Annotated in this window: 16 protein-coding genes; 11 read left to right on the forward strand and 5 right to left on the reverse strand. The window is 76.9% G+C overall.

Annotation, left to right across the window (positions count from 1 at the left end):
- Window positions 1-40 precede the first annotated feature (40 nt).
- From CP974_RS27645 to CP974_RS29845, 3 genes are all read left to right on the forward strand, one after another.
- Window positions 41-937, forward strand: a complete 897-nt coding sequence (locus CP974_RS27645; RefSeq protein WP_031129127.1) for a (2Fe-2S)-binding protein — start codon at window positions 41-43, stop codon at window positions 935-937.
- 51 nt (window positions 938-988) lie between these two features.
- Entirely contained in the window at window positions 989-2,455 is a 1,467-nt protein-coding gene (locus tag CP974_RS27650; protein ID WP_031129128.1) for an SDR family NAD(P)-dependent oxidoreductase, read from the forward strand.
- Window positions 2,456-2,731: 276 nt separating this feature from the next.
- Window positions 2,732-2,902 (forward strand): hypothetical protein, encoded by a 171-nt coding sequence (locus tag CP974_RS29845; RefSeq protein WP_162887733.1) that lies wholly within the window; start codon window positions 2,732-2,734, stop codon window positions 2,900-2,902.
- Between the two features lie 400 nt (window positions 2,903-3,302).
- Here CP974_RS29845 and CP974_RS27655 read toward each other — a convergent pair whose 3' ends face one another.
- Together CP974_RS27655 and CP974_RS27660 are read right to left on the reverse strand one after the other, a co-directional pair.
- Entirely contained in the window at window positions 3,303-4,751 is a 1,449-nt protein-coding gene (locus tag CP974_RS27655) for a lipase maturation factor family protein (protein WP_031129129.1), read from the reverse strand.
- Between the two features lie 43 nt (window positions 4,752-4,794).
- Window positions 4,795-5,349: a DUF1990 domain-containing protein gene (locus tag CP974_RS27660; RefSeq protein WP_031129130.1), complete on the reverse strand. Its 555-nt coding sequence runs from the start codon at window positions 5,347-5,349 to the stop codon at window positions 4,795-4,797.
- A gap of 248 nt (window positions 5,350-5,597) precedes the next feature.
- On the opposite strand from CP974_RS27660, the gene CP974_RS27670 reads away from it, so the two are divergent.
- The 7 genes from CP974_RS27670 to CP974_RS27700 all read left to right on the forward strand — a co-directional run bounded on the left by CP974_RS27670 (window position 5,598) and on the right by CP974_RS27700 (window position 14,801).
- Window positions 5,598-6,860 (forward strand): DUF6777 domain-containing protein, encoded by a 1,263-nt coding sequence (locus CP974_RS27670; RefSeq protein WP_159311440.1) that lies wholly within the window; start codon window positions 5,598-5,600, stop codon window positions 6,858-6,860.
- A 170-nt stretch (window positions 6,861-7,030) separates the two neighbouring features.
- Window positions 7,031-9,175, forward strand: a complete 2,145-nt coding sequence (locus CP974_RS27675) for a SpoIIE family protein phosphatase (protein ID WP_078915918.1) — start codon at window positions 7,031-7,033, stop codon at window positions 9,173-9,175.
- A gap of 111 nt (window positions 9,176-9,286) precedes the next feature.
- Window positions 9,287-10,147: an Fpg/Nei family DNA glycosylase gene (locus tag CP974_RS27680; protein WP_031136674.1), complete on the forward strand. Its 861-nt coding sequence runs from the start codon at window positions 9,287-9,289 to the stop codon at window positions 10,145-10,147.
- A gap of 286 nt (window positions 10,148-10,433) precedes the next feature.
- A complete protein-coding gene (locus tag CP974_RS27685) occupies window positions 10,434-11,180 on the forward strand; it encodes a LytR/AlgR family response regulator transcription factor (protein ID WP_031137375.1) in 747 nt (248 codons plus the stop codon).
- Between the two features lie 268 nt (window positions 11,181-11,448).
- Complete coding sequence (locus CP974_RS27690) at window positions 11,449-11,853, forward strand: hypothetical protein (RefSeq protein WP_069979118.1); 405 nt, start codon at window positions 11,449-11,451, stop codon at window positions 11,851-11,853.
- A gap of 9 nt (window positions 11,854-11,862) precedes the next feature.
- Window positions 11,863-13,599: a sodium/solute symporter gene (locus tag CP974_RS27695; RefSeq protein WP_031135785.1), complete on the forward strand. Its 1,737-nt coding sequence runs from the start codon at window positions 11,863-11,865 to the stop codon at window positions 13,597-13,599.
- Window positions 13,596-14,801 (forward strand): histidine kinase, encoded by a 1,206-nt coding sequence (locus tag CP974_RS27700; protein WP_031135783.1) that lies wholly within the window; start codon window positions 13,596-13,598, stop codon window positions 14,799-14,801. Before CP974_RS27695 ends, CP974_RS27700 begins: the two co-directional genes overlap by 4 nt.
- Here CP974_RS27700 and CP974_RS27705 read toward each other — a convergent pair.
- The 3 genes from CP974_RS27705 to CP974_RS27720 form a co-directional block, all read right to left on the reverse strand.
- The gene (locus CP974_RS27705) at window positions 14,749-15,873 is read right to left on the reverse strand and encodes a carboxylate-amine ligase (RefSeq protein ID WP_051839956.1); all 1,125 of its coding nucleotides are present in this window, start codon (window positions 15,871-15,873) and stop codon (window positions 14,749-14,751) included. The two genes, CP974_RS27700 and CP974_RS27705, sit on opposite strands and share 53 nt — an antisense overlap.
- A 362-nt stretch (window positions 15,874-16,235) precedes the next feature.
- Window positions 16,236-16,721 carry a hypothetical protein gene (locus tag CP974_RS27710; RefSeq protein WP_031135779.1) on the reverse strand — a complete coding sequence of 162 codons (486 nt, stop codon included), beginning with the start codon at window positions 16,719-16,721 and terminating at the stop codon, window positions 16,236-16,238.
- Between the two features lie 327 nt (window positions 16,722-17,048).
- Complete coding sequence (locus tag CP974_RS27720; RefSeq protein ID WP_031135778.1) at window positions 17,049-17,633, reverse strand: sigma-70 family RNA polymerase sigma factor; 585 nt, start codon at window positions 17,631-17,633, stop codon at window positions 17,049-17,051.
- A 264-nt stretch (window positions 17,634-17,897) separates the two neighbouring features.
- Here CP974_RS27720 and CP974_RS27725 point away from each other — a divergent pair, with 264 nt between their 5' ends.
- The gene (locus tag CP974_RS27725; RefSeq protein WP_150485868.1) at window positions 17,898-19,181 is read left to right on the forward strand and encodes a CapA family protein; all 1,284 of its coding nucleotides are present in this window, start codon (window positions 17,898-17,900) and stop codon (window positions 19,179-19,181) included.
- Window positions 19,182-19,264: the final 83 nt, after the last annotated feature.

Here is a 19,264-nt window from a genome sequence, read left to right on the forward strand (position 1 = left end):
CGTGGTGCGCGGCCGGGCGGGACCAGGGGAGGGGCTACGGATGGGCACGGACGCGGCACGGGTACGGGCTTTCACCGCCGCCGACCTGCGGGCGGTGAGCGCCGTCGGCGGGTTCTTCGTCCTCGCCGCCGAGCCGCCGGGGCCCGGCCCGTACCTCCCCCTCGCCGACGTGTACGCGGGCGCGCCCCACGGGCCGGATAGGCGCCCGGACGGCCACGGCTCCCGCCCCCGTGCGATGAGCACCGACCCCCACGCGATGAGCGCCGACCCCGGCGGGCCTGACGCCGGCCCCGGTGCTCCGGAGTCCGGCCCCCGCGCCGCCCCGCTCGCCCGGCGTGTCGCCCTGGTCGCCGAGCGGCTCGGCACCCCCGAGTACCGGGTGGCCGCCTCCATCGCCCAGCTCGGGCTGGCCGCGCGGCTCTGGTCGGTCGCCCTCGGCGCCGCCGCGCTGCACGGCGCCGTCCCGGACCTCTCGCCCGGCACGCTGCACTGGGACCCCGCCCGTTCCACGCCCGACGAGCTCTGGTGGTCCGGTACCGGGGCCGGGCCCGCCACCGCCCCGGAGCTGCTGCGGACCGTCCAGCACGGGCACCTCGAACCGCTCGCCGCCGCCTTCCGGGCCGCCGGGCCCGTCTCGCCCGCTCTGCTGCGGGGCAACTCCGGGTCGGCGCTGGGCGGGGCCCTACGGGAGCTGACCCGCTGGGCGGAGCGCAACGGCCGCCCCGACGCCGCCCGGCGGGCCGCCGCGCTCGCCGCCGAACTGCTCGACCACCCCGACCTCGCCGGCACGCTCCAGCGGCCGGCGCTGCGCCGCCGCACCTGCTGCCTGTACTACCGCTGCCCCGGCGGCGGACTGTGCGGCGACTGCGTGTTCGACGCCCCGCCCCGGCGGGCCGCCGCCGGGCCGGGTTTGGCGGGCGGGGCGTCCGCTCCGTAAAGTGCCACTTTTGGAACGTGGCAAACGAGTGATCGAGGAACGGCAGCGGCCATGACGGTGACAGAAGAGAACCAGGCGTACGGGCCGGGAATCGACCCCGAGCGCCTGGCCGTCTGCCTGAGCGTCCTCGAGGAGCTCGACAAGCTGGAGGTCGACCACCCGGACGCCGTCGCCGTCCGGCGCGCCACGGCCGGCATCTACCGGTCGGTCAAGCAGCGGCGCCGCCAGGAGCGCCGGGCCGCCAAGACGGCGCACGACCGCGCCGTCACCGAGGCCACGGCCACCGGCTCGGCCGACCGGATCGACGACGAGACGCAGGGCCTGCTGCCCAGCTCGTCCGCGGTCGGGGAGATCGCGGGCATCCTCCAGCGCCCCCGCTCCTGCTACACCTGCAAGGACCGGTACGTCCAGGTCGACGCCTTCTACCACCAGCTGTGCCCCTCGTGCGCCGTGGAGAACCGGGCCCGCCGCGACGCCCGCACCGACCTCACCGGGCGCCGCGCCCTGCTCACCGGCGGCCGGGCCAAGATCGGCATGTACATCGCGCTGCGGCTGCTGCGCGACGGGGCGCACACCACCGTGACGACGCGCTTCCCGAAGGACGCCGTCCGCCGCTTCAAGGCGCAGCCGGACAGCGACCAGTGGATCCACCGGCTGAAGATCGTCGGCATCGACCTGCGCGACCCGGCGCAGGTCGTCGCCCTCGCGGACTCCGTCGCCGCGGCCGGCCCGCTCGACATCCTGATCAACAACGCGGCGCAGACCGTGCGCCGCTCCCGCAGCGCCTACAGCGAGCTGGTCGCCGCCGAGTCGGCGCCGCTGCCCGCCGGTGAGCTGCCCGCCTCGGAGGTCATCGGCACCTTCGGCAGCGGCGCCGTCGAGTCCGTGGCGGCCCTGCCGTCGCCGCGCGGCGGCGACGGGCTCACCGCCCAGGAGGTCACGGCCCTCGCGCTGGTCAGCGGCTCCGCGTCCCCGGCCCGGATCGCCGCGGGCACGGCCATCGACGCGGGCGGCCTCGTGCCGGACCTCGCGCCGGTGAACAGCTGGATCCAGACGGTCGAGCAGGTCGACCCGGTGGAGCTGCTGGAGGTGCAGCTGTGCAACTCCACGGCGCCGTTCATCCTGATCAGCCGGTTGCGCCCGGCGATGGCGGCCTCCCCGGCCCGCCGCAAGTACGTGGTGAACGTCTCGGCGATGGAGGGCGTCTTCGGTCGCGGCTACAAGGGCGCGGGGCACCCGCACACCAACATGGCGAAGGCCGCGCTCAACATGCTGACGCGCACCAGCGCCCAGGAGATGTTCGAGTCCGACAGGATCCTCATGACGGCCGTCGACACGGGCTGGATCACCGACGAGCGGCCGCACCCGGACAAGATGCGGCTGGCCGAGGCCGGTTTCCACGCCCCGCTCGACCTGATCGACGGCGCGGCGCGGGTGTACGACCCGATCGTGCGCGGCGAGGCCGGCGAGGATCTGTACGGCTGCTTCCTGAAGGACTACGCGCCCGGAAAGTGGTGACGGGCGACCGCCGTTGACGACACGGAGTGCCCTGCTATGGGGCACTCCGGGCCATTGTGTCCGGATCTCGTGGGTGTGACGCGTTCCATCGAGCGCGCATGCGCTCATGTGGTTAGTCTGAGGCGGACGGTCGGCCGACCGGGATCCACGAACTCCCTGGTGCCGACCGCTGGACCGGCCTGCCACCGAGGGGCCGCGCTCCGGACCGGAAGCCGGCGCCACCGCGACCGAACGGCATGACACGTCCCACAGGTTCGCGACACTAAGGAGTGCGCGGTGACACCAGAAGCGACCACGCAGGAGCAGCCGTCGGAGTTCTCCGGCCGGCCCACCCGCCGTTCGGACGAGCTCGGCAGCCTGGAGGTGTGGGCCCGCTCGGCCCCGATCCGGCTCGCCGGCTACGAGGACGACCTCGCGGAACCGCACATCCTGCCCGGCATCGACTGAGCCGGGCGTCCGGCCGGCGCCGACCGAGCCCAGTGTCCGGTCGGCATCGACCCAGCCGCACGTCCCGCCCCGCATCGGCCCGAGCCGCACGTCCCGTCCGGCATGGACCGAGCCGGGCGGGCGCCGGACCCGAGGTCCCCGCGCGTGAGTCCCGCGCCCCCGCCGGCGAGGACGGCGGGGGCGCGGGGCGTCTCACGCCCGGGGCCTCCCGAGGCGCGGGACCCCCGGTCCGTCGGAGGTCGCGGGTGCCGTCCGGTGCCGGCACGGGAGAGCGCACCGGACGGGCCGCCGCGGCGGGGCGGACCCGCCGGGCCGAACGTCATCGGCATCCGCTCGGCCCGGCGCACCGCCGCTGAAACGTAGCGGAGACCGCCCGAGCCCACCACCTTTGACCACGGCTTCACGCAGCGCGGCTCCCGTCGCCGGGGGCCGCCGTGCCGAGGCGGGTGGGCGGCAGGAAGTCCCGTACGGGGGTCCGCTCCCACCACGCGCCCGTGGAGCGCAGCTCGCGCCAGGTGGTGAAGCGGTACCGGTACAGCCGCGCCCGGACCAGGGCCGGCGGGGCGCCCGGGAACGGATCGCGCCGCAGCAGCCGCAGCGTGTCCCGGTCGCCCTCCAGGAGCCGCTCCACGAACGGCCCGAACCACTGCGCCGCGTAGGCCGGGGACAGCGCCGCGAACCACATCATCCAGTCCAGCCGCAGGTGGTACGGGGCGAACTGGCGCGGCAGCCGCCGCACATCGCCCGGCTTGCCCCGGAACTCGTACGCCCGCCAGACCGTTCCCTCGCGCGCCACCGGTTCGGTGGTGCCCTCGACGACGATCTCGTACCGCACCCGCCCGACCGTGCCGAAGGCGCCGTAGGTGTTGACCAGGTGCAGCGGGTCGAAGGAGCGGTTCATCGCCTGGCGGCGGGAGAGCAGGTTGCGCACGGGCCGCACGCTCAGGGCGAGCACGAGCACGGTCACGGCGGTGACGGCGACGGCGTACCAGAGCGGGGGGCCGGGCAGGTTTGGCGCTTCGGTCACGAGGCGGCCGTCGACGGCGGACAGGGCCAGCACGATCGTGATCCAGTTCAGCCAGGCGAAGTTCCCCGACAGCACCAGCCACAGCTGCGTCACCGCGATCGTCAGGGCCGCGGCGGTCGCCACCGGCTGCGGGGCGAACAGCAGGAAGGGGACGACCAGTTGCGTCACGTGGTTGGCGGCGGCCTCCACCTTGTGCAGCGGCCGGGGCAGCCGGTGGAAGAACCAGCTGAGCGGGCCCGGCATCGGCTGGGTCTCGTGGTGGTGGCACAGGCACGTCAGATCGCGCCAGCACCGGTCGCCGCGCAGTTTGATCAGCCCCGCGCCGAACTCCACGCGGAACACCAGCCACCGCAGCAGCCACATCAGGAGCACGGGCGGCGCGGTCTCGTCGTTGCCCAGGAAGATCGCCAGGAACCCGGCCTCCAGCAGCAGCGACTCCCAGCCGAATCCGTACCAGGTCTGGCCGACGTTCACGATCGACAGGTACAGCCCCCACAGCACGGCCCACAGCGGCATCGACACGGCCAGCGGCACCGCGTCCCCCGCACCGGCCGCCAGCGCCAGCGCGAGCCCCGCGCCCGTCCAGGCGCACACCGCGAAGAACCGGTCGGAGTAGTGCAGCCGGAACAGGCTCGGCGCCCGGCGCGCGGGCACCCGGCGCAGGTAGGCCGGTACGGGGGTCATGCCGCGCTCGCCGATCAGCGGCCGGAACTGCAGCGCGGCGCAGAGGAACGCGACGAGGTACACACCGGCGAGACCCCGCTGGAAGACCAGCCGGCCCAGCCAGTAGTCGGACGAGGCGAACCAGGCGAACGGCTCCATCCCCTCCAGTATCGGCCGCGCGCCCTCCCGCGCGAGCGGCCGGTCAGCCGCGGGCGACGCGCCGCACGGTCCGGCCGAGGCGCCGGGCGTACCAGCGCTGCGCGACCGGCACGAGCGGCCCGGCCAGCCGGGTGAACCAGCGGCCCGGGCGGCTGAACGCGGTCACCGTGAACCAGACCGAGCCGTCCGGTGCGATGTCGACCACGAACGCCTCCTCGCCGATCTCCGCGTGGCCGGGCAGGGTCCCGTACGCGAAGCCGGTCCGGGTCCGCTCGTACGCGGTCCACACGACCTCGCACGGCACGCCGTACTCCAGCGGGCCGAGGCCCAGGGCGACCCGGACGCGCACGCCGGGGGCGGCGCGGACCGCGTCGGCCCGCAGGCGGGTGCCCGCGGCGCGGTGCATCCGCCAGGTGGTGACGGCGGTGCCCGCCGCCTCGAAGGCGCCACGGCCGTGGCCGACGAGGGTGCGGTGGCGCAGGTGGTGGTAGCCGCCGGGCAGGGCCTGCGGGGTGCGGGTCGCGCCGACCTCCGGGTACGTGAGGCGGGGCGGGCCCGCGGGGGCGGTGCGGCCGAGCGGGCGGGCGGGCGGCGTCATGCGGGCGGCTCCTCGTCACGGGGCGGAGCGGTGACCGCGCGGGCGGCGCGGGGTGACCGCTCGGGCGGCCACTCGTGTTGAACGCGTTCAATACCGCCTGCCGTCGAGCGTAGCGCCGCCGCCCGGACGCGTTCAACCGGGGTCCGGCCCCTCCCGGGCGGCCGAACCCCGGTTGCGGGCGGGCCGCCGGTCCGGCAGACATGAAGGGAAACGGTCCGGTCAGCTCGGTGGAAAGGCTGGAGATGCGCGTGCGTCCACCCACACGCCGCCCCTCGGTACGACCCCGTCACCCCTACGCGGCCGCCGCGGCGGCCCTCGCCGGGCTGCTCGCCGCCGGCTGCGGGGGCGACGGCGGCCGCCCGGCCGCCCGGCCCTCCGCGGCGGCCGGCGCCGTCCCCCTGCTCCAGCCCGCCGCAGCACCGGGGCCGAGCCCGTTCACCGCCTCCACCGTGCTGACCGCCGACCGCGCCGCCCGGCCGGCCGCGCCCTCGCCGTCCGGCTCGCCACCCCCCTCGCCGTCCGGCTCCGGCGGGCCCTCCGCCCCCGCCGGGGCCGCCGGGGCGCCCGCCCCGCGCACCGTGGACGGTGCCACCCCCGGCCTGTACGGCGGCACGCACTCCCTGCCGAGCTGCGACGTGGACCAGCAGGCCCGCCTCCTCGCGGCCGACACGGCCAAGTCACGGGCCTTCGCCCAGGCCGCCGGGGTGACCCCGAGCGGGCTCGGCGCGTGGCTGCGCGGTCTCACCCCCGTGATGCTGCGCGCCGACACCCGCGTGACGGGCCACGGCTACCGCGACGGCAAGGCGGTCCCGTACCAGGCCGTCCTCCAGACCGGCACCGCCGTCCTCGTCGACGCGTACGGCGCGCCGCGCGTCCGGTGCGCAGCGGGCGCACCGCTGCGCACCGCCGCCCAGGCCCCGCCCGCCACCGCCTACCGGGGCGAGCCCTGGCCCGGCTTCCGCCCCGACCGGGTCGTGCTGGTCAGCCCCACGCGGCGGGCGCTCGAGAGCCTGCTCGTCGTCAACGTCTTCAACGAGACCTGGCTCGAGCGCGCGACCGGCAGCCGGGGCGACCGGGACCGCGAGCCCGCCGTGCCGCCCGCGTACGAGGCCGCCCGGCACGTGGCGGACGCGCCGGTGGCGGCGGGCGCCGGGGCGGGCTCGGGCTCCGCCGCGCCGCCCGGCGGCGCGGGGCGCTCGGCCGTGCCCCCGCCGCCCGCCACCCCCTCCCGGCCGTCGAGCCCGCCCCAGGTCCCCGAGCCGGCCCCCGAGCCTGACTTCGAGCCGGACTCCGAGCCGGACGCCGGTGGCTTCGACGCCGAGGACGGCCCCGGCTACGAGGCGGACACCGGTGCCGGCGACCCCGGCGCCGAGGGCGGCACGGCCCCCGACGGGCCGGACTCCGACGCGGACCCCGGCTTCGAGGGGCTCACGGGCCCGGACGGGTCCGGCACCCCGCCCGACGGCGGGGCCCTGTACGGCCCGCTGCCGGACCCGGCCGCGGGCCCGTGACGGGGCGGCGACCCGCCGGGGGGCGGCCCGCGGCGCGACGTACCGCCGCCGGGCCGCCCGGCTCCTCGCTGCTCCCGGCGGCTCCGGAAGGGCCGGCGGAGGGTGCGGGGCGCGCGGCCACCATGGCCGCAACAGTCGATAAAACAGACAAATGATGGCAGAGTGGCCCCATGGTTGATCCGGCAGCGGACGCCCTGTCGCTTCCCGAGGACTGGCCCGCGGATTCGGATCTCAGCCTGTCCCTGAACCGCATGGGCAGCTTCGACTGGGACCTCGACAACGGGCTCATGCACATGGACGGGACCGCGCTCGGCCTCTTCGACATGGACCCCGCCGAGTACGACGGCCGCCCCGAGACCCTCGGGCGCCGCGTGCCGCCCGCCGAGGCCACCCGCCTCGACGGCATGGTGGCGCAGGCCCTGAAGGGCGGCAGCTCGCACTACGGCGCGTACTTCCGCGTCCGCACCCGCGCCGGGGAACTGCGCTGGACCCACACCCAGGGCTGCATCCAGCGCGACGGCACCGGCCGCCCGCACCGCATCATCGGCATCGTCCGGGACGCGACCCTGGAGCTCGCCGAGGCCACCGCCCGCCGCGAGGCGGACGAGGAGCGGCGCCGCCAGAGCAGCGTCGTGGAGTCCACCACCGCCGCGCTCGCCCACGCCCGCACCGTGCAGGACGTCATCGACGTGCTGATCGACACCCACGGGCTGGAGCACCTCGGCGCGACCAGCGTCGTCATGGGCCTGCTGGAGGCCGGCCGCATCCACCTGGTCGCCGACGGCCCGCAGGGCGTCTACGTCCCCGGCACCCGCTGGACGCGCGTGGACGAGGAGTACCCGATGAGCGAGGTCGTCCGCACCCTCACACCCCGCTTCATCGAGTCGCCCGAGGACTTCGCCTCCTCGTACCCGATCCTCTGGCCGCACCTCACGCACCTCGGCATCACCGCCGCCGCCTACCTCCCGCTCATCGCCCAGGCCCGGCCCATCGGCGCCCTGGGACTGCTCTACAGCGGCAAGAACGGCTTCACGCCCGAGGAGCGGGACGTCCTCGTCGCCCTCGGCAGCAGCATCGCCCAGAGCCTCCAGCGGGCCATGCTGTTCGAGCAGGAGCACGACCTCGCCGAGGGCCTCCAGCAGGCCATGCTCCCGCGCCGCATCCCCGACATCCCCGGCGCGCAGGTCGCCGTCCGCTACCGGGCCGCCCGCCTCGGCCGGGACATCGGCGGCGACTGGTACGACGTGATCCCGCTCCCCGGCGGCCGGGTCGGCGCCGTCATCGGCGACGTCCAGGGACACGACACGCACGCCGCCGCCGTCATGGGCCAGCTCCGCATCGTGCTGCGCGCGTACGCCGCCGAGGGCCACAGCCCCGCCACCGTCATGGCCCGCGCCTCCGTCTTCCTGCGCGAACTGGACACCGACCGCTTCGCCACCTGCACCTACATGGAGGTGGACACGGCGACCGGCGTCGTCCAGGCCGTCCGGGCGGGCCACGTCGACCCGCTGCTGCGCGACACGGACGGCGACTGCCGCCGGGTGTCCGTGCGGGGGGCGCTGCCGCTCGGGCTCTCCGCCGAGTTCGGCGCGCTCGACTACCCGGTCAGCGTCCTCGAACTGGAGCCGGGGCAGACCCTCGTCCTCTACACCGACGGCCTGGTCGAGCAGCCCGGAGCCGACCTCGACGAGGGCATGGAGTGGCTGACCTCGCGGGTGCGCAACGGCCCGGCCGACCTCCAGACCCTCGCCGACCAGCTCTGCGAGGCGGTGGGGGACCGGGGCGGCGACGACGACGTGGCGATCCTGCTGCTGCGCCGCCGCCACGGCTACGCCCCCCAGACGGGCGGCAAGCTCCAGCAGCACGTCGCGCAGAACGACCCGGAGGCGCTGCGCTCCGCCCGCCACATGATCCGTGCCGCCGTGCGGGCCTGGGGCGCGGAGGAGCTGGCCGACGAGGTCGAGCTGGCCGCCGACGAGCTGATCACCAACGCGCTGCTGCACACCGACGGCGGAGCCGTCGTCACCCTGCGGATGCTCACCGGGACCGAGCGGCGGCTGCGGGTCGAGGTCGAGGACCGCTCCAGCGCCCTGCCGCGCCGCCGCGACCCGGACGCGAGCGGTGTGTCCGGGCGGGGGCTGGTCCTCGTGGACCGGCTCGCCGACGTGTGGGGCGTCGAGTCGCGCGGCGGCGGCAAGTGCGTGTGGTGCGAGTTCGGGGTGGCGGACGGGCCGGCGGAGGGCCGCGGGAGGCGGCCGGCCCTCGGGGCGGTGGGCCCCGCGGGCGAGGCGGGCAGCCGCATGTGGCGGACCTGAGGGGCGACCGGGCCGGGCGGCCGGCGCCGTGCGCGGGGACCGGGCGCGCTGCACGGTTCCGCCGGTGTGCCCGGCGAGGCGGGGCGCCGCCTCCTGATGCAGGCTGGAACCATGCCCGAACTGCCCGAGGTGGAGGCGCTCCGCGCGTTCCTCGACGACCATCTGACCGGCAAGGAGATCGCCCGCGTCCTGCCCGTGGCGATCAGCGTCCTCAAGACCTACGACCCCCCGCTCTCCGCCCTCGAAGGGGCCACCGTCACCTCCGTGGGCCGGTACGGCAAGTTCCTCGACATCCGGGCGGACGGCCTGCACCTGCTGATCCACCTGGCGCGCGCCGGATGGCTCCGGTGGCGCGACACGCTGCCCTCCGGGCCGCCCCGCCCCGGCAAGGGCCCGCTCGCCCTGCGGACCGCGCTGACCGGCGGGGACGGCTTCGACCTCACCGAGGCGGGGACCGCCAAGCGGCTGGCCGTCCACCTCGTCCACGACCCGGCCGAGGTGCCCGGCGTCGCCCGGCTGGGGCCCGACCCGCTCGCCGGGTCCTTCGACCGGGAGGCGTTCGCCGCGCTGCTGGCGGGGGAGCGGCGGCAGATCAAGGGCGCCCTGCGGGACCAGTCCCTCATCGCGGGGGTCGGGAACGCGTACAGCGACGAGATCCTCCACGCGGCCCGCATGTCCCCCTTCAAACCCGTCCGGAACCTCACCGAGGACGAGATCACCGCCCTGTACGAGGCGCTGCGCACCACCCTCGCGGAGGCGGTCGCCCGCTCGCGCGGGGTGGAGGCGGGCAGGCTCAAGTCGGAGAAGAGGTCCGGGCTGCGCGTCCACGGCCGCACCGGCGAGCCGTGCCCGGTGTGCGGCGACACGATCCGGGAGGTGTCGTTCAGCGACTCGTCGCTCCAGTACTGCCCCACCTGCCAGACCGGCGGCAGGCCGCTGGCCGACCGCCGCCTGTCGCGCCTGCTGAAGTAGCCGCCCGACCGGGCCGCCGCGCCCCACACCCGCACCGGAGGCCCGCCCTCCCGCCGACCCGGGGCCTTCGCCCCCCTCCGCCCGGAGCCGCGTACGGACCGCACGGACCCGGGACGCGGACCGGCGCCCCGCCCCGGCCGCGCTCCGCGGCGCCCGGACCCGACGACCCCGACCCGCGCCCGCGTACCGCCCCACCCGCCCCACCCTGCCCACCCGCCCCCCGACGGGCGGCCCCCGGTCCGGTGACCGCTTCTCGCCCGCCCGGTGCCCGCCTACACTCCGCTGCATGCTGCGCGTACTGGCCGTCGACGACGAGAAACCCGCCCTGGAGGAGCTGCTCTACCTGCTGCGCGCCGACCCGCGCGTCCGCAGCGCCGAGGGCGCCACCGACGCGACGGAGGCGCTGCGCCGCATCGGCCGCGCCCTGGAGGCGGGTCCGGACGGGGAGGACGCCGTCGACGTGGTGTTCCTCGACATCCACATGGCCGGGCTCACCGGCCTGGACGTGGCGCGCCTGCTCGCCGGGTTCGCCCGGCCCCCGCTCGTCGTGTTCGTCACCGCCCACGAGGGCTTCGCCGTGCAGGCGTTCGACCTGCAGGCGGTCGACTACGTCCTCAAGCCGGTCCGCAAGGAGCGCCTGGCGGAGGCCGTACGCAGGGTCAGCGACCTGTCCGGGCCCGCGCCGGCCGTCCAGGCGCCCGCCGAGCAGATCGCCGTGGAGCTCGGGGGAGTGACCCGCTTCGTGCCGGTGGACGACATCGCCTACGTCGAGGCGCAGGGCGACTACGCGCGGCTCCACACCGAGGACGGCAGCCACCTCGTCCGCATCCCGATCTCCACGCTGGAGGAGCGCTGGGCGGCGCGCGGCTTCGTACGGATACACCGCAGCCACCTCGTGGCCCTCGGGCGCATCGACGAACTGCGGCTGGACGGCGGCGCCACCACCGTCCGGGTGGGCGCCGCCGAGCTGTCCGTCAGCCGCCGCCACGCCCGCCACCTGCGGGACCTGCTGATGCGCCACGTCCGCGCGTAGCCCCCCCGCCCGCGAGCGCGACGCCACCGGGGCGGCGGGTCACGGGTCGGACAACCCGCCTACCCGACCGCCGGGGATCCGCGTACACTCCACCCACCCGAGCCCCGGAGACCCCTGGCACACCCTCGGGCCCACCGTCGCACCCGCACCTCCGTCCCCTCCCGCGCCCGCCCGGCCCGCAAGCCCGTCCCGCGCCCCCTCCCGCGCCCGCCCACCCCGCACCCCTCCCGCACGCCCGCACCCCACCCCGACCCCCCCCCGGACGCCGATGCCCCCAGAGCCGCAGCCCGCGACGCCCCGCCCCCGGCGCGAGACCGTCACCGGAGTGCCCCGCTCCGGCCGCCGCCGCCCCCCGGGCCACGCTCCCGCCCGCTCCGAGATCAGCGAGCAGACCACCCTCGGGCACACCTACGTCCGGTCCCTGATGCGCAGCCAGCTGCGCGCCGCGCTCGGGGCGCTCGGAGCGCTCGCCCTGCTCGTGGGCACCCTGCCGCTGCTGCTCGCCCTCCCCGCCGCGCTGGCGCCCGGCCGGCCCGCCCCGTCGCCCGAGCCGTTCCTGTGGGCCGCCCTCGGGGTCGCCGTCCACCCCCTCCTGTGGCTCGTCGCCCGCCGCTACGTCCGCCGCGCCGAGCGCAACGAACGCGACTTCACCGGCCTCGTCGAAGGCAGGTGAGCCGGGCCGGTGAACCAGACGTACGCGATGGCGGCGGTCGCCGCCGTCGTCGCCGCGACCGTCCTCATCGGCTCGCTCGGGCTGCGCGTCTCCCGCACCACCTCCGACTTCTACGTCGCCTCGCGCTCCGTCAAGCCCGGCCTCAACGCCGCCGCCATCAGCGGCGAGTACCTGTCGGCCGCCTCCTTCCTCGGCGTCGCCGGACTGGTCCTCCTCCAGGGCCCCGCCATGCTCTGGTACCCCGTCGGCTACACCGCCGGGTACCTGGTGCTGCTCGTCCTGGTCGCCGCCCCGCTGCGCCGCTCCGGCGCGTACACGCTCTCCGACTTCGCCGAGGCCCGCCTGGAGTCGCCGCACGTGCGCCGCCTCGCCAGCCTCCTCGTCGTCGGCATCGGCTGGCTCTACCTGCTGCCCCAGCTCCAGGGCGCCGGGCTCACGCTGGAGATCCTCACCGGCGCGCCCGAGTGGTTCGGCGGCCTCCTCGTCGCGGCCGTCGTCACCGCGGCCGTCGCGGCGGGCGGCATGCGCAGCGTCACCTTCGTCCAGGCGTTCCAGTACTGGCTGAAGCTGACCGCCCTGCTCGTGCCCGCGCTCTTCCTGGTCGCCGCCTGGACCGCCGACGACGCGCCGCGCGCCCGGTTCGACGCGCCCGCCGCGTTCCGGGAGCACACGTCCGTCCGCGTCGACGAGACCGTCCGCCTCGACCTCGACGCCCCGCTGGCCCTCACCGTGACCGGCACGGTCGACGGCGCCCCGTACAGCGGGACGCGGACCACCCTCGGCGAGGGGCTGCACCGCGTCGAGGCCGGCACCGTCCTGGGCTTCCCGGCAGGCGCCCGCGTCCCCGAACGCGCCCCCGACCCGGACGACCCGCTCGGCTGGTCCGGCGCCCTGTCCGGCGGCGGCCCCGACGGGCAGCGGCTGTACGCCACCTACGGCCTCATCCTCGCCACGTTCCTCGGCACCATGGGCCTCCCGCACGTCGCCGTGCGCTTCTACACCAGCCCGGACGGGCGGGCCGCCCGCCGCACCACCCTGGTCGTCCTCGGCCTGGTCGGCGCGTTCTACCTGCTGCCGCCCCTGTACGGGGCGCTCGGCCGGATCTACGCGCCCGAGCTGGCCCTGACCGGTGACGCCGACGCGGCCGTGCTGGTCCTGCCGGACCGGCTCGTCGGCGGGACGACCGGGGACCTGCTGGGCGCGCTGGTGGCGGGCGGCGCGTTCGCCGCGTTCCTGTCGACGGCGTCCGGGCTCACCATGTCGGTCGCCGGGGTGCTCAGCCAGGACGTGCTCCCCTCGCGCGGCGTGCGCCCCTTCCGCCTGGCGACCCTCCTCGCCATGGGCGTGCCGCTCGCCCTGAGCGTCGTCGCGAGGAACGTGCCGGTCGCCGACGCCGTGGGCCTCGCCTTCGCCGTGTCCGCCTCCTCCTTCTGCCCGCTGCTCGTGCTGGGCATCTGGTGGCGGCGCCTCACCCCGCCCGGCGCGGTCGCCGGGCTGCTCGCCGGCGGGGGCGCCGCCCTCACGGCCGTGATGGCCACCCGCGCCGGACTCGCCCCCGACGGCTGGCCGCACACCCTGATGGCCTGGCCCGCCGTGTGGTCGGTGCCGCTGGGCTTCCTCACCATGGCCGGCGTCTCGCTCGCCACGCCCCGCCGCGTCCCGCCCCACGCCCTCGCGACCCTGGCCCGGCTGCACCTGCCCGAAGGGCTGCTGGGCCGCCCCCGCACCGAGGCGGCCGACCGGTGAGCGGGACGCTGTTCGCCGCGCTCGCCGCCGCCGGGGCGCTGCTGCTCGCCGCCGGGTTCGCGCTCGGCCGCGCCGCCGCCCGGCGGGACGGCCGCGACCGGCTGGACCTCGGCACGCCCGTCGAGCGCGCCACCTTCCACACCCTGCACACCGCGTCCCTCGCCGCCCCGCCGCTGCGGGCCGGGCTCACCGAGGACACCGCCCGCAAGGCCGCGCGCCGGCTGCGTCCCCTCCTCGGCACCGAGGCGCTCGCGCTCACCGGCCGCACGGCCGTCCTCGCCTGGGACGGGAGCGGCGCCGGCCATCACGCCGAGCAGGTCATGGAGCACGTCGCCGAGGTCGTGGCGAGTGGCCGGGGCAAGAGCGTACGGGCCGGGTGCGCCGACCCGGGCTGCCCGCTGCGGTGGGCCGTGATCGCCCCGCTGACCGGCGAGGAGGGCGTCGCCGGCGCGCTCGTCGCGTACGGCTCCCACGAGTCCGCCGTCCTCGTGCGCGCCGCCACCGAGGTGGCCCGCTGGGTCTCCGTCCAGCTCGAACTGGCCGAGCTGGACCTGTCCCGCACCCGCCTGATCGAGGCGGAGATCCGCGCTCTGCGCGCCCAGATCTCCCCGCACTTCGTCTACAACTCGCTGGCCGCCATCGCCTCGTTCACGCGCACCGACCCGGAGCGGGCGCGGGAACTGCTGCTGGAGTTCGCCGACTTCACCCGGTACTCCTTCCGCCGCCACGGCGACTTCGCGCAGCTCGCCGACGAACTGCGCGCCATCGAGCAGTACCTCGCGCTCGCCGGGGCCCGCTTCGGCGACCGGCTCCAGGTCACGCTCCAGGTCGCGCCGGAGGTGCTGCCGGTGACGCTGCCGTTCCTCTGCCTCCAGCCGCTGGTGGAGAACGCCGTCAAGCACGGGCTGGAGGACTCCCGCACGGCGTGCCGCATCACCATCGCCGCGCGGGACGCGGGCGCCGAGGCCGTCGTGACCGTCGAGGACGACGGCGTCGGCATGGACCCGGCCGTGCTGCGCGCCGTCCTGGCGGGCCAGGGCCCCCGGTCGTCGGGCATCGGCCTGCCCAACGTCGACGAGCGGCTGCGCCAGGTGTACGGCGACGACTACGGCCTCGTGGTGGAGACGGGGGTCGGCGCGGGCATGAAGGTCACCGTCCGCGTCCCCAAGTACCGGGCGGGCGTCCACCGGGCCCCGGCGTAGCCCGCGCGCCCGCCCGGCGCTGCGCGTCGGCGCCCGTGCCGCGGGCCAGCACCGCCTCCGCCAGCTCCCGCACCTCCGCCGCGTCGCCGCTCGCCTCCAGAGCGGGGCGCACGCGGTCGAGGAGGGCCCGTACCGCCTCGGCCGCGGGGACCCGTTCACCGGTCAGCGGGTGCAGGGCGGGGCCGCCCACCCCGTACCGGGCCGCCGTCCACAGGGCGGCGGCGGCCGCGTGGTCGGGCAGCCGGGGCGCCGGGCGGCCCCGTGTGGCCGCGTCGAGCGCCGTGGTCACCAGGGCGCGGGTCAGCCCGGCCTGGAGGACGGCCCCGTCGACGCCGGGCGCGACGTCCGCGATCCGCACCTCGACGGTGGGCAGATGGTGGGAGGGGCGGGCGAACCAGTACGCGTTCCGCGCTCCGGCCGGCAGGACGCCGGTACGGCGCAGGGCGGCCACCGTCCGGTCGTACTGCGCGGCCGACGCGAAGCGGGGCGGTATCTGGTGGGTGGGCCAGCGGGACAGCACGAGGACCCGCCAGCTCGCGTGCCCGGTGTCGGCCCCCTGGTGGTAGGGGGAGTTGGCGGAGAGCGCCAGCAGGACCGGGAGCCAGGGGCGCAGGTGGTTGAGGACGGCCACGGCCGACTCCCGGTCGGGCACCCCGACGTGGACGTGGCAGCCGCAGGTCTCCGTCTCGTCGGCGAGCCGCCCGTACAGCCGGGCCATCTGCCGGTAGTGCCGGGTCGGGGTGACCGCGCGGGCCGGGGCGGCCATCGGGGCCGTGCCGCTGGCGAGCGGGCGCAGCCCGGCCTTGCGGGCGGCGCGCTCCAGGCGGGCGCGGGCGGCGGCCAGTTCGGCGCGCACCCCCGCCAGGTCGGTGCACACGCCGGTCGCCGTCTCCACCATCGTGGCCAGCAGCTCCCGCTGGAGGCCGGGCCCGCCGCCCGGGCCGCCCAGCGCCCGGTCGGCGTCCACGACGTCGCGCCCGCCGCCCGCCGGGGCCCCGTCGTCCGCGCCGACGAGCAGGAACTCCTCCTCGACGCCGAGGGTCACCCCGCGGGCCGGGGCCGCCTCGACCATCCGGACCACCACCACTCCCGCCCAGCCGTACGGACCCGCGCCCGGCGCGGCGCCGGCCCGCGCCGGCGGCCCGGCCCGCTCAGCATGACCGGCGCCTCCCCGGCCCGGCAACGGTGGCTTTCCGGCCTCTGCGGGGGACGCGGTCGGCCGGCCCGGTCCTCGCCGGGCACGCGGGCGCCCGGCGAGCCCCCCCCGTGCGGTCGGCGGGGGCGGTGCCCGGCCCCAGGCGGTCGGCCTTCGCCGGGCACGCGGGCGGTCGGCCCCGCCCCCGGCGGGGGCAGCCGCTCCCACGGCGGGCTCCAGGTGGTCGGCGCGGGGCGCGCGGGCGCTCGTCGGCGCGGCCTCCGCGGCCCGCGCGGCGGTCAGTACAGGTGCAGCGACAGGTGGCCGAGCGGCAGCCCCAGCTGCCACGACGGCAGCCACGTCCGCGCCGACTCGTCCACCGCGACCGGGCGGCCCGCCGACGGAGCGGGCAGCGCGCCCAGGTCCGCCGCGAGCAGCTCGGTCTCCTCCAGCAGCCGCCAGGTCTCCAGCGCCAGGGCCAGCCCCGGCTCGCCGTCGCCCTCGCGCTCCCGTCGCGCGGCGAGCCGCCCGCGCACCCACTGGGGCCAGGGGTGGCCGTGCGAGGTGCGGTCCAGCCACTCGCCGACCCGCTCCTCGGGGGCGGCGCCGTCGCTGAGGTAGACCGTCAGCGCGAGCGTCCGGCGGCCCGCCACGTACTCCAGGGAGCCGGTCTCCACCAGCCCGCCTCCGCGCAGCAGCTCATCGGCCAGGTACTCGGCACACAGCCAGTCCATGGGGACGGCCAGACCGCCCCCGCCGCTGCCGTCCGTGCTTTCGGGCCGCAACGTTCCCACCTTCTCCCAAACGTTCTTCCGCGCGTAACTCGGCCACGCACCCTTGACGACGAGCCTCCACCGAAAGACGGGGTGGGAGGCCGCTTTTTGCACAACTTCACGGTGTGGTTTCGCATACGTTCGCGTCCGTGCCGTTACGTGTGGGAAGGAACGCATCCGGTGGGTCGCCGGGGGCGCCCGTGACCAGCCGCGGCCCCCTCCGCTCCGGCCCTCTCCGCGCCGACCCCCTCCGCTCCGGCCCCCTCCGCTCCGGCCCTCTCCGCTCCGGCCTCGGCGCCGCCCGCCGCCCCGCCTCGGCCGCGCCGCCCGCCGCCCGCCTCAGCCGGGGCGCCGCCCCGCGCGTGCCGCACGGCCCCTGCCGCCGGCCGGGCGCGTCCGGCTGTACCCGGGCAGGCACCGGCCGAGGGCGCGCAGCGCGTAGTACGAGCGCGACTTGACCGTCCCGGCCGGTATGCCGAGTTCCTCCGCCGCCTCGCTGACGGTCAGCCCGTCGAAGTAGATCCGCTCCAGCACGGCCCGGTGCGCCTCGCTGAGCCCGGCCACCGCCGCCCGCACGTCGAGCGCGGCGACGGCCGACTCCGTGGCGTCGGCCGGGTCGGGGGTGGTGGAGAGGACGCCGTCGCCGATCTCGGCGGGGCGCGCCATCCGGGAGCGCCGCGCGTCGATGGCCAGCCGCCGGCCGACCGTGAACAGCCAGGGGCGCATCGACGTGTACGGCGCCTCGAACGCCTCCGGGTGCTGCCAGGCCCGCACCAGGGTCTCCTGGAGCAGGTCCTCGGCGCGCTGCCGGTCGCCGTAGGTGAGCCCGAGGAGAAAGCTCAGCAGCGCCGGTCCGTGTTCCCGGTGCAGCTCCTCCAGGGTCCGCTCGTCGGTGGTCGCCGTGGTCGTCGTGGCCGTCGTCATCGTTCACATCCCTTCCCGCCGGCTCCGGGGGTCCACGAGCGGTATCCGAACGCATCCGCGCCCGTCCGGACAGCCGCCGCACCGGGGTGTGCGACGAGCGGTCGCACCGAGCGGCGAGTGGTGCGCCGAACGGTCGGCGCGCGGACGGGTCGTCGGTTCGGCTGATTTATCGTATTTGTCCTATTAAGTGATTGATCGGGGTGTCCATGCGCCTATGGATGCCAGACGTCCCCTCTCACCCGTCCCGCGTCCAGGGAGCCCCGCATGCCCCATCGCAGCCCCCACCCGAGACCGTGCCGCGCACTGTGGCCCGCACCCCGGTCCGCGCCGAGGCCCGGGCGCCGGCCGGTGCTCCGGTCCGCGTCCCGCCGGGCCGCGCTCGCCACCGCCGCCCTGCTCGGCGCCACCGCCGCCTGCACCGGCGCCCCCGCGCCCGCCCCGTCCGCCCCCGCCACCTCGTCGGCCCCGCCCGCCGCCCACTCCGGCGTCGGACGCGCCGCCCCCGCGCCGAGGCCCTTCACGCTCGCCGCCACCGGAGACGTCCTCCCGCACGACTCGGTGATCCGCGCCGCCCAGGCCGACGCCGGAGGCTCGGGACACGACTTCCGGCCCATGCTCGCCGGTGTCGCTCCCGTCATCTCCGGCGCCGACCTGGCCATCTGCCACATGGAGACCGTGTACGGGGAGGACGGCGGCCCCTTCACCGGCTACCCGTCCTTCAAGTCCCCGCCGCAGGTCGCCGACGCCCTGCGCGCGACCGGCTACGACTCCTGCTCGACCGCCTCCAACCACACCCTCGACGCGGGCGCCGACGGCATCAGCCGCACCCTCGGCCACCTCGACCGCGTCGGCATCAAGCACGCCGGCTCCGCCCGCAGCGCCGAGGAGGCCGCCACCCCGACCGTGCTGCGGGCGGGCGGGGCCCGCGTCGCCCACCTCGCCTACACCTACGGCACCAACGGCATCCCCGTCCCCGCGGACCGCCCCTGGGCCGTCAACCTCATCGACGAGAGCCGCGTCCTCAGCGACGCGCGGGCCGCCCGCGAGGCCGGCGCCGACGTGGTCGTCGTCAGCCTCCACTGGGGCACCGAGTGGCAGACCGCCCCCGACCGGCAGCAGCTCGAACTCGGTGAGGCCCTCACCGCCTCCACCACCGGGGGCCGCCCCGACATCGACCTCATCCTCGGCACCCACGCCCACGTCCCGCAGGCGTACGAGAAGGTCAACGGCACGTGGATCGTCTACGGCATGGGCGACCAGATCGCCGGAGCCATGATCAACCACTCCGGAGTCCACGACCCGCGCGGCAACGAGGGCACCATCGCCCGCTTCACCTTCACCCCGCCCCGCGTCCCCGGAGGCCGCTGGGAGGTCACCCGGGCCGAGTTCGTCCCGCAGTGGTACGACACGGCGGCCAACCGCGTCGTCGACCTCAACGCCGCCGTCGCCTCCGGCGACACCGCCCTCGCCGCCGTGCGGGAGCGCATCACCGGTGTCGCCCTCAGCCGCGGCGCCGCCGCCCAGGGCCTGGTCCGCGCCGCCCCGTAGGCCCCGTGGCCGCTCGTCCCAACGGGTGCTTTCGCCCCGCGCGCCCGGTGTCGCGCACCTGATCCGCCCATCGCCCGTGCGGA

The organism is Streptomyces fradiae ATCC 10745 = DSM 40063, assembly GCF_008704425.1.
Lineage (GTDB): Bacteria > Actinomycetota > Actinomycetes > Streptomycetales > Streptomycetaceae > Streptomyces > Streptomyces fradiae.

Excerpts from the sequence above, each read along its gene's own strand:
- CP974_RS27675 (WP_078915918.1), top strand. The coding sequence starts at position 7,031 with ATGGTTGATCCGGCAGCGGACGCCCTGTCGCTTCCCGAGGACTGGCCC.
- CP974_RS27720 (WP_031135778.1), bottom strand. The coding sequence starts at position 17,633 with ATGACGACGGCCACGACGACCACGGCGACCACCGACGAGCGGACCCTG.
- CP974_RS27660 (WP_031129130.1), bottom strand. The coding sequence starts at position 5,349 with ATGACGCCGCCCGCCCGCCCGCTCGGCCGCACCGCCCCCGCGGGCCCG.
- CP974_RS27655 (WP_031129129.1), bottom strand. The coding sequence starts at position 4,751 with ATGGAGCCGTTCGCCTGGTTCGCCTCGTCCGACTACTGGCTGGGCCGG.
- CP974_RS27725 (WP_150485868.1), top strand. The coding sequence starts at position 17,898 with ATGCCCCATCGCAGCCCCCACCCGAGACCGTGCCGCGCACTGTGGCCC.
- CP974_RS27680 (WP_031136674.1), top strand. The coding sequence starts at position 9,287 with ATGCCCGAACTGCCCGAGGTGGAGGCGCTCCGCGCGTTCCTCGACGAC.
- CP974_RS27650 (WP_031129128.1), top strand. The coding sequence starts at position 989 with ATGACGGTGACAGAAGAGAACCAGGCGTACGGGCCGGGAATCGACCCC.
- CP974_RS27705 (WP_051839956.1), bottom strand. The coding sequence starts at position 15,873 with ATGGTCGAGGCGGCCCCGGCCCGCGGGGTGACCCTCGGCGTCGAGGAG.
- CP974_RS27690 (WP_069979118.1), top strand. The coding sequence starts at position 11,449 with ATGCCCCCAGAGCCGCAGCCCGCGACGCCCCGCCCCCGGCGCGAGACC.
- CP974_RS27645 (WP_031129127.1), top strand. The coding sequence starts at position 41 with ATGGGCACGGACGCGGCACGGGTACGGGCTTTCACCGCCGCCGACCTG.
- CP974_RS27685 (WP_031137375.1), top strand. The coding sequence starts at position 10,434 with ATGCTGCGCGTACTGGCCGTCGACGACGAGAAACCCGCCCTGGAGGAG.